At 32.4% G+C, this 12,687-nt stretch carries 16 protein-coding genes; 11 read left to right on the top strand and 5 right to left on the bottom strand.

Annotation, left to right across the window (positions count from 1 at the left end):
* Positions 1 to 86: 86 nt before the first annotated feature.
* From BC748_RS13780 to BC748_RS13770, 3 genes are all read left to right on the top strand, one after another.
* On the top strand, positions 87 to 449 hold the full coding sequence (locus BC748_RS13780; RefSeq protein ID WP_133534078.1) for a hypothetical protein: 363 nt from the start codon (positions 87 to 89) through the stop codon (positions 447 to 449).
* Between the two features lie 42 nt (positions 450 to 491).
* Positions 492 to 1,079: a hypothetical protein gene (locus tag BC748_RS13775; protein ID WP_133534077.1), complete on the top strand. Its 588-nt coding sequence runs from the start codon at positions 492 to 494 to the stop codon at positions 1,077 to 1,079.
* A 75-nt stretch (positions 1,080 to 1,154) separates the two neighbouring features.
* The gene (locus BC748_RS13770) at positions 1,155 to 1,628 is read left to right on the top strand and encodes a hypothetical protein (protein ID WP_133534076.1); all 474 of its coding nucleotides are present in this window, start codon (positions 1,155 to 1,157) and stop codon (positions 1,626 to 1,628) included.
* Between the two features lie 146 nt (positions 1,629 to 1,774).
* Here BC748_RS13770 and BC748_RS13765 read toward each other — a convergent pair whose 3' ends face one another.
* Positions 1,775 to 2,176, bottom strand: coding sequence for a TerB family tellurite resistance protein (locus BC748_RS13765; RefSeq protein WP_133534075.1), 402 nt, complete (start codon positions 2,174 to 2,176; stop codon positions 1,775 to 1,777).
* Between the two features lie 57 nt (positions 2,177 to 2,233).
* Between BC748_RS13765 and BC748_RS13760 the strand changes: the two genes are divergently transcribed.
* The 7 genes from BC748_RS13760 to BC748_RS13730 all read left to right on the top strand — a co-directional run bounded on the left by BC748_RS13760 (position 2,234) and on the right by BC748_RS13730 (position 7,902).
* On the top strand, positions 2,234 to 3,034 hold the full coding sequence (locus BC748_RS13760; protein ID WP_133534074.1) for an alpha/beta hydrolase: 801 nt from the start codon (positions 2,234 to 2,236) through the stop codon (positions 3,032 to 3,034).
* Positions 3,035 to 3,054: 20 nt separating this feature from the next.
* Positions 3,055 to 4,515 (top strand): MBOAT family O-acyltransferase, encoded by a 1,461-nt coding sequence (locus BC748_RS13755; RefSeq protein ID WP_133534073.1) that lies wholly within the window; start codon positions 3,055 to 3,057, stop codon positions 4,513 to 4,515.
* 2 nt (positions 4,516 to 4,517) lie between these two features.
* Positions 4,518 to 5,477, top strand: coding sequence for a hypothetical protein (locus tag BC748_RS13750; RefSeq protein ID WP_133534072.1), 960 nt, complete (start codon positions 4,518 to 4,520; stop codon positions 5,475 to 5,477).
* A gap of 6 nt (positions 5,478 to 5,483) precedes the next feature.
* Entirely contained in the window at positions 5,484 to 5,909 is a 426-nt protein-coding gene (locus tag BC748_RS13745) for a DUF1456 family protein (protein ID WP_133534071.1), read from the top strand.
* A gap of 6 nt (positions 5,910 to 5,915) precedes the next feature.
* On the top strand, positions 5,916 to 6,380 hold the full coding sequence (locus tag BC748_RS13740) for a DUF1569 domain-containing protein (RefSeq protein WP_133534070.1): 465 nt from the start codon (positions 5,916 to 5,918) through the stop codon (positions 6,378 to 6,380).
* 110 nt (positions 6,381 to 6,490) lie between these two features.
* Positions 6,491 to 6,823, top strand: coding sequence for a YegP family protein (locus tag BC748_RS13735; RefSeq protein ID WP_133534069.1), 333 nt, complete (start codon positions 6,491 to 6,493; stop codon positions 6,821 to 6,823).
* A 71-nt stretch (positions 6,824 to 6,894) separates the two neighbouring features.
* Positions 6,895 to 7,902 (top strand): 3-oxoacyl-ACP synthase III family protein, encoded by a 1,008-nt coding sequence (locus BC748_RS13730; protein WP_133534068.1) that lies wholly within the window; start codon positions 6,895 to 6,897, stop codon positions 7,900 to 7,902.
* A 26-nt stretch (positions 7,903 to 7,928) separates the two neighbouring features.
* Here the strand turns inward: BC748_RS13730 and BC748_RS13725 are convergent, their stop codons facing one another.
* From BC748_RS13725 to BC748_RS13710, 4 genes are all read right to left on the bottom strand, one after another.
* A complete protein-coding gene (locus BC748_RS13725) occupies positions 7,929 to 8,813 on the bottom strand; it encodes a bifunctional 5,10-methylenetetrahydrofolate dehydrogenase/5,10-methenyltetrahydrofolate cyclohydrolase (RefSeq protein WP_133534067.1) in 885 nt (294 codons plus the stop codon).
* Positions 8,814 to 8,873: 60 nt separating this feature from the next.
* A complete protein-coding gene (gene ffh, locus BC748_RS13720; protein ID WP_133534066.1) occupies positions 8,874 to 10,211 on the bottom strand; it encodes a signal recognition particle protein in 1,338 nt (445 codons plus the stop codon).
* A gap of 150 nt (positions 10,212 to 10,361) precedes the next feature.
* Positions 10,362 to 10,814: a hypothetical protein gene (locus BC748_RS13715; RefSeq protein WP_133534065.1), complete on the bottom strand. Its 453-nt coding sequence runs from the start codon at positions 10,812 to 10,814 to the stop codon at positions 10,362 to 10,364.
* Between the two features lie 209 nt (positions 10,815 to 11,023).
* On the bottom strand, positions 11,024 to 12,058 hold the full coding sequence (locus BC748_RS13710; RefSeq protein WP_133534064.1) for a hypothetical protein: 1,035 nt from the start codon (positions 12,056 to 12,058) through the stop codon (positions 11,024 to 11,026).
* Between the two features lie 106 nt (positions 12,059 to 12,164).
* On the opposite strand from BC748_RS13710, the gene BC748_RS13705 reads away from it, so the two are divergent.
* Positions 12,165 to 12,686, top strand: coding sequence for an RNA polymerase sigma factor (locus BC748_RS13705; protein WP_133534063.1), 522 nt, complete (start codon positions 12,165 to 12,167; stop codon positions 12,684 to 12,686).
* Position 12,687: the final 1 nt, after the last annotated feature.

Below are 12,687 nucleotides of genomic sequence, written 5' to 3'. Positions count from 1 at the left end.
TATAAACGCTATCGGATAAGTAAGACAGTTATCATACCTATTTAAAAGTTACGTTTTATTGCTAACAAAACCTCAAAAACAGTTCAATGCAAAGAACAATCAAATCTAAATTCATTCTAGTATTGATGGCGATATTTATATTTCTTTGTTGGTATTCCATATCCGTAAAAGATAGCGAAGCGAATGCTTATAAATGCAAAACAAAAACATACGCTTTAAAAGGAATTATTGACCAAGTATATCGTAAATCTGGTTATTCGCGAGCTCATGTAAAAGGAATGAATAACTGGATAAGTCTGACGATATCCGAAACAATAAAAGTCAAAGGATTTCCTGAGTATTATTCTTTTGAAGTTGGCGACTCGATTATAAAAATTGCTAACTCAAAAGAATATAAAATTGTGAATGGCGAAAAATATGCTATACACGTTTTAAGTTGTGAAGATTAAACCGAATAGCAAGGATTTGCAAAAACTAAAACAACGTTATTTATGAAAATTATTATTTGTTTATTAATTTTAACTTCAAACTTAAGTTTTGCTCAAAATTTTGAGCCGATAATTAACGACACTGATCCTGATTATAATTGTAAAAAAACAAAAAATACTCCTTTTGAAAAACTAGTAACTAATTTTCCGTTAAATGAAACAATTACTATTCAATTAGTTTCTTTTACTTATGATAATACAATTTATATTGACGAGAATGGCAATGAAAAACATCCCATCATTGATAGCATTGCGCGCATCGGTGAAAAATTAAATCTTAAAAACCTAAAGGAAATTAAAACTCTCGAATTGCCAAAAATTATTGAACTAGCTGACTTACTTTATAATTTTAATTATAATCCTAAAAAAAACATGACAAATCTTGCCTTTAGTTGTTATGACCCTAGAAATGCAATTGTTTTTCTGGATAAACAGAATAATGTTATTGAATACATAGAAATTTGTTTTTCATGTCTTGGATATCATATTTTTAATAAAAGTAATTTTGGAGAATTTTGCACTGGAAAAATTGATTTAATCAAAAATTTCTTTTTTCTAAATGGAATTAAATATGGTGTGATAAAAGATTAAAACCCGATAGTGGGGATTTGTAAACCATAATCAATAACAAAAGTCACTAACATAAAACAAAAAAAACAGAGATAAATGAAAAATCTTGTAAAATCTTTAATTTTAAATCTATTCTTATTTTTGACATCACAATTAGCTTTGGCGCAGAGCATAAACGAACTTTTTATTGACGGATATTCAACGAATCCGGATAGTTCAAAAACATATTCTTTAACTTTAATAACGCCCAATAAAATTGACAATTTTTTAAAAGCATTAGAACAGGATTTTAAAGCGCCAATAATAAACGGAAATCTATATGAATATAAAACATACAATAACAATTGGAGCGCCAACCAGGTCACTATTCGATTAAACCTTAATACTGCGACCAATCTGGACAAAAGTCAAGACTTTCATGTTTTCATCTATGCGATTGATAATGATAACGTCGATTTATTAGCGCCTTCAACAAAGTCAAAAGAATTAATTGCACAATATTTTTTAAATCTTTTTGAAAAGTACGTAAAATATGGAAAGCCAGAATTGTTTGATTCGTCAGAGGATTAGCATACAACCCCAATAGCGCGGATTCACAATCCATACTCAAAACATTTTCCAAAAATATAAAACTAAAAAACCCTATCACTACCAGCGACAGGGTTTTTATATATCTTCTAAAATCTAATTGTCTAAAAATCTAACTATCTAATAATCTAATTTAGCTGCTCATGAAATACTTCCAGTAAAAACTCAGGAGAAATCATTTTGGTTGGTGAAGTTTCCATAGCTTTCAATACGCGCTTGATGGCATGAGGATTTAAACCCATATTAATCCCAATTTCGTGGATTTTTATATGCTCGCGCTCGTGCAACACACCATCGCAATGCATCAACAAAGCCAAACGATAAAATTGCTGAATGCGTTCAAACTCACTTTTAATTACTTCGCTTCTGTGCTCTTCATGAAAAAGTTGGTTCAATTGCGTCTTGTCTATCCCAAGTTCAGTGGCAATAATCGATAGAAATAGATATTCTCTTTCGTGCAATTCGCCATCAACAATAGCAAAAGCAATCATATCCGATAATAAAGCTATTTTTTCTTCTTGCTTATTCATCAATTTATTATTTTTAGCTAAAATATAATTTTTTGTTAAAAATAATAAATAAACACTGTGAAATTTCTCCTCGTCCTTTTTTGCTTTTTAAGTTTTTTGCTAACCTATGCGCAGCAAACAAACACCAATCAGCGGTATTCTACCTTTACTATCGATGCGCCACAATTGAAAACCAAAAAGAAAATTTGGGTCTATCTACCCGAAGAGTATGACAAAACAACCAAAAAATATCCCGTGATTTATATGCACGATGGTCAAAATCTGTTTGATGCCAAAACGTCCTATGTTGGAGAATGGAACGTAGATGAAACCTTAGACAGTATCAAGGCAAAAGTAATCGTCATAGGCATTGAACACGGCGGCGACAAACGAATTGAAGAACTAACACCTTTTCCACATGTTAAATATGGCGGTGGAAAAGCCGATGAGTATTTGGATTTTTTAGTCAATACATTAAAACCTCATGTTGACAAAACCTATCGAACCAAAACCAGTGCTAAAAACACAGCCATTTTTGGCAGTTCACTCGGCGGATTAATTTCTTTTTACGCTTCGATAAAATATCCAAAAGTTTTTGGGAAAGTAGGTTGCTTCTCGCCTGCTTTTTGGTTCAACCGAAAAGAACTAAACGAACTCATGACAAAAACCGAAGACTACAAAACCAAAATTTACTTCCTTTGTGGCGACAACGAAGGCGATGCTGATGTCATTCCCGACATGGAAAACGTCATCCAATGGGTCAACTCCAAACGTTGTGAATGCAAAAAATTAAATAAAAAAGTAATCATCAAAGGCGGACAACACAACGAAAAATTATGGCGTGAGAATTTCAAAAACGCTTACCTTTGGCTTTTTTAAAAAACTTTAAAGAAAGATAAATGCTGTTCAATACCATCAGTTTTGCGCTATTCCTTCCGTTAGTATTTCTACTTTATTGGTTTGTTACTAACAAATCTATCAAAGCTCAAAACATACTTTTACTTGTTTCCAGTTATTTTTTCTATGCTTGCTGGGATTGGCGTTTTCTTTTTCTGTTGGTTTTTTCCACGCTGCTAGACTATTTTACTGGTTTAAAAATGGAAGAAGCAAAGAACCAAACCGCCAAGAAATTTTGGTTTTGGCTCAGTATTAGTATCAACTTAGGTTTTCTGGGCGTTTTTAAATACTATGATTTCTTTGCCACTTCTTTTGCAGAAGCTTTAGCTCAAGTTGGCATAAACACTAGTCCAATAACCTTAAACGTAATACTTCCTGTTGGAATTTCGTTCTATACTTTTCATGGATTGTCGTATGTAATTGATATTTATTACTCAAAAATAAAAGCCGAAAAGAATTTCATCGACTATTCTGTTTTTGTTAGTTTCTTTCCGCTGTTAGTAGCAGGACCAATCGAAAGAGCAACGCATTTATTGCCACAAATTCAAAGAGAACGCGTATTCGATTACAACAAAGCCGTTGATGGTTTAAAACAAATTCTTTGGGGATTGTTCAAAAAAGTAATCATCGCCGACCAATGTGCCATTTATGCCAACTTGATTTTCAATAACTCTGACGATTATTCGGGTAGCACGCTTTTCCTTGGAGCTGTTTTATTCACATTCCAAATTTATGGCGATTTCTCGGGCTATTCCGATATTGCTTTAGGAACTGCTCGATTGTTTGGCATCGAATTACTTCAAAATTTTTCTTTCCCCTATTTCTCTAGAGATATTGCTGAGTTTTGGCGTCGTTGGCACATTTCGCTTTCCACCTGGTTCAGAGATTATCTCTACATTCCATTAGGCGGAAGCAAAGGCGGCACATGGATGAAAGTTAGAAACACTTTTATAATCTTTATCGTTAGTGGGTTTTGGCATGGAGCCAATTGGACATTCATCGCTTGGGGATTTTTAAATGCAGTTTACTTTTTACCATTATTACTTTCAAATTCCAACAGAAATAACCTAGACATTGTAGCTAAAGGAAAAAACTTTCCATCACTAAAAGAATTCGCAATGATGCTCACCACTTTTACTTTAACGGTAATAGCTTGGATATTCTTTAGAGCCGAAAACCTAGGTCATGCGCTACATTATATTACAGATATGACGACCAATATTTTCAATTACAAATTTTATGTACAAACCTATCAAATGTTATCAAAAATTGGTTTCCAATTTCTCTATCTTTTGTTTATATTCATCTTAATTGAATGGAACGGTCGCGAGGGAAAATATGCTCTTGAGAACTTTGGCGTAAAATGGTACAAACCTGTTCGTTATAGTTTTTATTATGGTGTGATTTTACTTTTATTTCTCTACGGAGGAAAAGAACAACAGTTTATTTATTTTCAATTCTAAAGATGAAAAAGTTTCTTAAAAAACTATTCCTTTTTGCACTTCCACTGATGGTTTTATCAATTCCATTGGATTTCATACTGTCTAATTATCTAAAAAAATCAAACGACTATAACGGCGAGATGGAAGTGATGAACGACATCTACAGTGGGAAAGCATCTTGTGATATTGCCATATATGGTTCATCAAGAGCAATGGTTCATTTTAATTCTGAAATAATCGAAAAAAAAACTAACCAATCAGTCTATAACTTTGGTCATGATGGTCACAACTTTTGGTTACAATACATGCGCAACTTGGAATACAACAAACACAATAAAAAATCAAAAATCATTATTTTATCGGTTGATATCTTTTCAATTCAAAAAAGAAAAAACTTGTATTTATATGAGCAATTTCTACCTTATATGCTTTGGAATTCGAATATGGCAAAATATACTTCTACCTATGAAGGTTATGATTTCTTTGATTATTATATTCCAATGGTGCGTTATTGTGGTGAAAAAGAAGTGCTAAAAGAAGCTTACTCCTACTGGAGAGGAACAAAAAACCCAAACGAAAAAACAAGAACAAAAGGATATGTTGGAAGAAATAGAGTTTGGAATTCTGATTTAAAAAAAGCAGCAGCAAAAAATGACACTTACGTTATCACAATTGATAAACCTAGTGAAGAGTTATTAGAAAAGTTTATCATTGAATGTAGAGAAAACAACACTACTTTATTACTTGTTTACACACCTGAATATATTGATGGTCAAAAGTTTGCAAAAGACCGAAACAAAGTAATTGATGTGTATAAAAAGTTAAGCAAAAAATACGCTATTCCATTTTGGGATTACTCTTCTGATAGTATTAGTTATAATAAAGACTACTTTTACAACGCCAGTCATTTAAATAAAACGGGAGCCGATTTATTTACGGCAAAATTTGCAGAACGATTTAAAAAAGAAATAACAATTAAATAAATTAAAATGAACAACAACGATATATTTAAAAAACTACGTGTAGCACTACAGTTGCGCGATGATCAAATAGAAGAAATTCTAATGCTTGTAGATTTCCGAATGTCAAAAGGAGAAATAGGTAACTTTTTTCGAAATGCTGACCATCCAAAATTTGTGGAATGTGGTGATCAAGTATTGCGCAACTTCCTCAACGGACTAGTTATTTATCTTCGTGGCACAAAAGAAAATCCAACTAACGCAATGGATGTTATCAAACAAAACCAAGCCGAAGTTAGAAAAAACATCGCCGCCAAAGCAAAACCTGATGCCAAACCAAAAACGGAAGTAAAAAGCAAACCAACGACAAACGCTAAGCCAAAACCAAAGGCAAAAGCTCCTAAAATTCAAGTGGTTGAAAAGTTTCAATACAAAAGCGGAAAAAACAAAAAGTAATTGTGAATGAAAGAAATCGATGAACTAATAAATCAACTTGAAGCCAACATTGAATTTGAAAATCTAACTGATTTAACTATTTCAAAAGTAGCTGTTGGTTGGCATATTGACCATAGTTTAAAAGTGCTAAATGGTGTAATTGCGGTATTGAAAAACTCCAATCCTGAGGAATACAAAAAGAAATTTAACCTAATGAAAGAATTGATTTTCTTGCTAGGTTTTATTCCAAGAGGAAAAGCTAAAGCACCTAAAGCCGTCAGAAGTTTTGAAATAATAACAAAAGAGGATTTACTTTCACAAGTGGCAACCGCTAAAAAAAGTAGCACCGAAATTCAAAATCTAAATTCAAAATCATTCTTCAAACATCCTCATTTTAATGATTTGAATTTAAAAGAAACGCTATACTTTTTGAAACTTCACACAAAACACCATCTAAAAATTATTGATGACATAAAAAAGGGTAGCAAATAATAGCAATCCTTTAAAGTTTGTAAAAAAAATTAATTCTTTTAAAATGATTTTTAAAGAAAAATATAGTAATTTTATATTTCAATTTTCAAGTCAAACTTAAATAATTAAACATGGGGAAATTTGTAATTACAAAAAGAACAAATGGTGAATTTCAATTCAATTTAAAAGCTGGAAACGGTCAAACAATTTTAGCCAGCGAAGGATATACAACTAAAGCAGCTTGTGAAAACGGTATAGAATCAGTTAGAAAGAATTCGCAAGAAGATGCAAGATACGATAGAAAAGAATCTTCAAATGGAAAACCTTATTTCAATCTAAAAGCTACTAACGGTCAAATAATTGGAAATAGCGAAATGTATGAAAGTGTTGCTGCTCGCGAAAACGGAATTGAATCAGTGAAAAAAAATGCACCTGATGCAACTATTGATGACCAATCAGCATAATTAAAAAAATAACTAAAAAGAACAGTTTGGATTCGCAAACTGTTTTTTTTTGCCACATATAACAAAAGACTATGTATCATTCAAAAATAACAGGATTAGGTTTTTATGTTCCTGACAATGTCGTAACTAATGATGATTTATCAAAAATAATTGACACCAACGACGAATGGATTCAAGAACGCACCGGAATAAAAGAAAGAAGACATATCATCAGAGGCGAAGACACAACCACTTCAATGGGAGTAAAAGCCGCTAAAATAGCCATTGAACGTTCAGGAATTTCAAAAGATGAAATCGATTTTATAGTTTTTGCCACCTTGAGTCCTGATTATTATTTTCCTGGTCCAGGCGTTTTAGTCCAAAGAGATTTAGGACTAAAAACTGTTGGTGCTTTGGATGTAAGAAATCAATGTTCGGGTTTTGTTTACGCTCTATCCGTTGCTGATCAATATATCAAAACAGGAATGTATAAAAACATTCTAATTATTGGTTCCGAAGTACATTCAACAGGATTAGATATGACAACTCGCGGTAGAGGTGTTTCAGTTATTTTTGGTGATGGTGCTGGAGCAGCAATTGTAAGCCGAGAAGAAGACCTAACCAAAGGTATTTTATCAACACATCTACATTCCGAAGGAATACATGCAGAAGAGTTAATTGTAAAAGCTCCAGGAATGGGTGGTCGATGGATTACAGATATCATAGCAGATAATGATCCAGCTGATGAAAGTTATTTCCCTTACATGAACGGTCAGTTTGTTTTCAAAAATGCTGTAGTTCGTTTTAGCGAAGTAATCAATGAAGGCTTACAAGCTAACAACTTGCAGGTTTCTGATATTGATATGCTTATTCCACATCAAGCCAATTTGAGAATAGCACAATTTATTCAGCAAAAATTCAAATTAACGGATGAACAAGTGTATAACAACATCCAAAAATATGGAAATACAACGGCAGCTTCAATTCCGATTGCGCTGACTGAAGCTTGGGAACAAGGAAAAATCAAATCTGGAGATACGGTTGTCTTAGCTGCTTTTGGAAGCGGATTTACTTGGGCAAGTGCTATAATAAAATGGTAAATAGAAATCTATTTACCATTTTAAATTTATTGTAAAAGTCGTTTTTGTTCTCTTGCCAATAATGTGTTTTTTAGCAACATAGCAATTGTCATTGGTCCAACTCCACCTGGAACTGGCGTAATGTAAGATGCTTTTTTGGAAACATTTTCAAAGTCAACATCACCAGTTATTCGATAACCTCTTGAATCGTTTTCGTCAGGAACTCGAGTGATTCCAACATCAATAACAACGGCATCGTCTTTAATCATTTCCGCTTTAAGATAATTTGGAACACCTAGTGCTGTGATGATAATATCAGCTTGTGTAGTTATTTGTGCTATGTTTTTTGTGTAGCTATGTGTTAACGTTACGGTAGAATTACCTGGAAAACCTTTTCTTCCCATCAAAATGCTCATTGGTCGTCCAACAATGTGACTTCTTCCAATTACAACCGTATGTTTTCCTTGAGTTTCAACGCCATATCGTTCAAGCAACTCTAGAATTCCAAAAGGTGTAGCAGGAATAAAAGTCGTCATGTCTAAAGCCATTTTTCCAAAATTTTCTGGATGAAAACCATCTACATCTTTACTTGGATCGATTGCCATTAATATTTTTTGGGTATCAATTTGTTTTGGCAGCGGAAGTTGCACTATGAAACCGTCAATGTTGTCGTCTTCATTCAACTCAATAATTTTTTTCAATAATTCAGTTTCTGAAGTTGTACTTGGCATTTTAATCAAGGTAGATTCAAAACCTACCAATTCACACGATTTTACTTTACTTCCAACATAGGTCAAACTTGCTCCATCGTTACCAACAATAATTGCGGCTAGATGTGGTACTTTCTCACCGTTGGCTTTCATTTTGTTAACTTCCTGTGTGATTTCGGCTTTGATATCGTTAGAGACTTTTTTTCCGTCTAATAATTCCATTTGTAGTTGTGTTGTGTAGTTATTGTAAAAAAACAAGACGCGAATAAACGCGTCTTACTATTATCTCATTCCTTTCATTCCACCCATCATCTTCATCATATTCTTTCCTCCTGGACCTTGCATCATTTTCATCATTTTGCTCATTTGGTCAAATTGTTTCATCAATTGATTTACTTCTTCCAATTTTCTTCCAGAACCTTTTGCAATTCTGGTTTTTCTTTTCATATCGATGATTGATGGTTTTGTTCTTTCTTTTGGTGTCATTGAATAAATTATGGCTTCAACATGTTTGAAAGCATCATCTTCAATTTCAACATCTTTCAATGCTTTTCCAGCTCCAGGTATCATTCCGACTAAGTCTTTCATATTACCCATTTTTTTAACTTGTTGAATTTGGGCTAAGAAATCATCAAAACCAAATTCATTTTTAGCAATTTTCTTTTGAATTTTTCTAGCTTCTTCCTCGTCATATTGTTCTTGAGCTCTTTCTACTAAGGAAACAACATCACCCATTCCGAGAATTCTATCAGCCATACGTGAAGGATAGAAAACATCAATAGCTTCCATTTTTTCACCAGTTCCGATGAATTTGATTGGTTTATCAACTACCGATTTAATCGAAATTGCTGCTCCACCACGAGTATCACCATCTAATTTAGTAAGGATAACTCCATCAAAATTTAATCTATCATTAAATGCTTTTGCCGTATTAACAGCATCTTGACCCGTCATAGAGTCAACTACAAATAATGTTTCTTGTGGTTTTATTGCCGCATGAACATTGGCAATTTCGTCCATCATTTGTTCGTCAATAGCCAAACGACCAGCTGTATCGACAATTACTACATTAAATCCATTGGCTTTTGCATAAGCAATTGCTTTTAAAGAAATATCAACAGGATTTTTGTTTTCAGGTTCAGAATATACTTCTACTCCAACTTGATCTCCAACTACATGCAACTGATTGATAGCTGCAGGACGATAGATATCACAAGCTACTAAAAGTGGTTTTTTTCCTTTTTTTGTTTTTAAATAATTAGCTAATTTTCCAGAGAAAGTTGTTTTTCCTGAACCTTGAAGTCCAGACATTAGTATAACAGAAGGATTTCCAGAAAGGTTAATTCCTGTAGCTTCTCCACCCATTAATTCCGTCAATTCATCTTTTACAATTTTGACTAATAATTGCCCAGGTTGCAGAGTAGTTAAAACATTTTCCCCAATAGCTTTTTCTTTAACTCTAGTGGTAAAATCTTTTGCAATTTTAAAATTAACATCGGCATCAAGCAAAGCACGACGAACTTCTTTTAGGGTTTCGGCTACGTTTACCTCTGTAATTTTTCCATGTCCTTTTAGGATATGTAATGCTTTATCTAGTTTCTCACTTAAATTATTGAACATAATGCAATGCTTTGTTTTATGAAGTTGCAAAGATAACTTAAAGTTAGAAAGTTGCCAAGTAACAAAGTTGGAAAAATTTGAATTGTTGAAATAAAAAAACCAGCTTAAAAAAGCTGGCATCATTAGTAATCAAAATTAAAATTGGAAGATTTAATTTTTTTCAAAAGTTAAGAAATCAACACTTCCGTCACCGCCACTGGTGTGTTTTAGTTCAAGTTTTGATGTTGTAGAAGACAACACTCTCCAATCTTCACTGATTTCTTCAAATGGTCCATTGTTGTCTAGAAAAACAATATCAAACTTTGTAGAGCCACTGTCTGAATAGGTTGACCAATTTCCATTTTTGGTTGTTGAGCCGTTTACGGCAACTATAGTTCCATTGGAATTTATTGAAAAATTATAACCATTAAAATTGCTGGTTTGGTTTGAACCGTCTTCTTGAAAAAGAGTTACGCGCCAAGTTCCAGAAGTTGTATTATCAGTTACTGTTGAAGTCGATGGACTATTTCCATTGGAATTATCGTCATCATCAGAACTACATGTAGATGCTACGTTTAGCATAAAAAGACAAAATAAAGCTGGTATTAAAATTAGTTTTTTCATTGGGTTAGGTTTTAAAATTTAATTAATTAGTATTGAACTGGTGGTTATTAAGAAAATAACTGTGAAGATGATTATCCATATAAGCGCTTGAAGTATGGAATAGGCAACAACATTATTTTTAAAATAACTCCATTTCGTTTCTTTTGAAATGAGTTTATCATTTTTTTGTTGTTCAAGAAATTTTTGATGATAAAACTTCATGACAGAATTTAGTTTTTAGTAAAAGTCAAATAGTCGATACTTCCATCACCGCCACTAACGTGTTTTAATTTTATTACAGTTGTTGAAAACTCAATTATTCTCCAATCTTCTTCTATTTCATCAAGATCGTCTCCATTAAAAGTAAGTTCTAATTTATTTTGACCACTATCAACAAACTGATTCCATGTACCATTTGTAGTTGTTGCATTTTTTACCGCAATTGATGTTCCATTACTTGCAAACGTGAAATTATATCCAGCAAAATCATCCGTTTCTATATCATCATCTTCTTGAAAATAGGAAATATACCAAGTTCCTGAAGTCAATACTTCTGAAAAATCAGGATTACTTCCACCACCTGAATTATCATCACAATCATCAATTGAATCTTCAATAAAATCTTCTAATTGTAAATTTGAATTGATTGTTATGGTTTGACCATTAGAATTAACCGCTGAAATTGGATAACTAATTGCTACAAAAGTATTGGAAGACAAGTTTGATAAAAAATTAAAAAACATTGAGTTACTAGTTATTGTCACAGTATCAGCTATCTGATTATTGCTATCATAAACATTAATTACAATTGGATATACTAGTGCAATACAATCAATTTCATCAAAACCATCATCGTCGCCACAATCGTCTAAAACATCATCTAGTTGATTACTATTTTGAAGTACTTCAGTTTGAAAATTTTGAAAACGAATTGTAATTGGATATATAAAATTAACCAAATCATCATCATCAGAAAAAGCATCGATAGCATCTTGAACAACTTGATAATCAGTTTGGCTCGTTACTGTTATTTGCTGTGAATTAACAATAACAGTAACTGGAAGCACAACGCTGAAACAACTTGAATTGTCTACTATATTATCGATAGATGTTGGGTTCTGAGATGTTCTTGCTAACAAACTAGCTATTGGCGATGTTTTTGCAAAACTTTGCGTGTTGTCTTGAATTATAGTTTCCTCTTCTTTTTGACAGCTCGTCAACGAAAGAAATAAAAGACAAATTAGAATATAAAATGATGTTTTCATACGATATAAATCCGTTTGATTTACTAGTTAAACAATTGATTTCAAAGTTACCCTACTTTAATTAAAAAAAATAATTATTTTTACTTCAAGTTTATCACAAAAAAACATGTCAAAAGACGAAATTACAGGTATTTGCAAAGAAAATATTTTTTCTTCTTTTTTTAAAAGCCACGCTAAATCACTCCGAAACTATTTGTATTATAAGTTTGGAAATGAAGACCAAGCCGAAGATATAACCCAAGAAGCTTTTATCAAGTTATGGCAAAACTGTGCTGATGTTCCTTTAGAAAAAGCAAAATCTTACCTATATACTATTGCCAACAATGCTTCTTTGAATGTAATTGCTCATCAAAAAGTTGTGTTGAATTATGCCAAAAGTTCTCCAAATAAAGAAAGCACCAACGAAAGTCCTGAATTTTTATTAGAAGAAGAACAATTCAAATCAAAATTGTTACAAGTAATAGAAAAACTGAACGAAAAACAGCGAGTTGCCTTTTTGATGCATCGCATTGATGGAAAAAAATATGCAGAGATTGCTAAAGAATTAGAAATATCAGTAAAAGCAGTTGAGAAAAGAATTCACTTAGCTCTGATAGAACTTAGAAAAGAATTTGAAAATTTTAAGTAGG

Origin of the sequence: Flavobacterium dankookense, from assembly GCF_004362665.1 — a bacterium.
GTDB classification, from domain to species: domain Bacteria; phylum Bacteroidota; class Bacteroidia; order Flavobacteriales; family Flavobacteriaceae; genus Flavobacterium; species Flavobacterium dankookense.
Note: the sequence above shows the minus strand (reverse complement) of the source record. Positions and strands in the feature narration are given on the sequence as shown.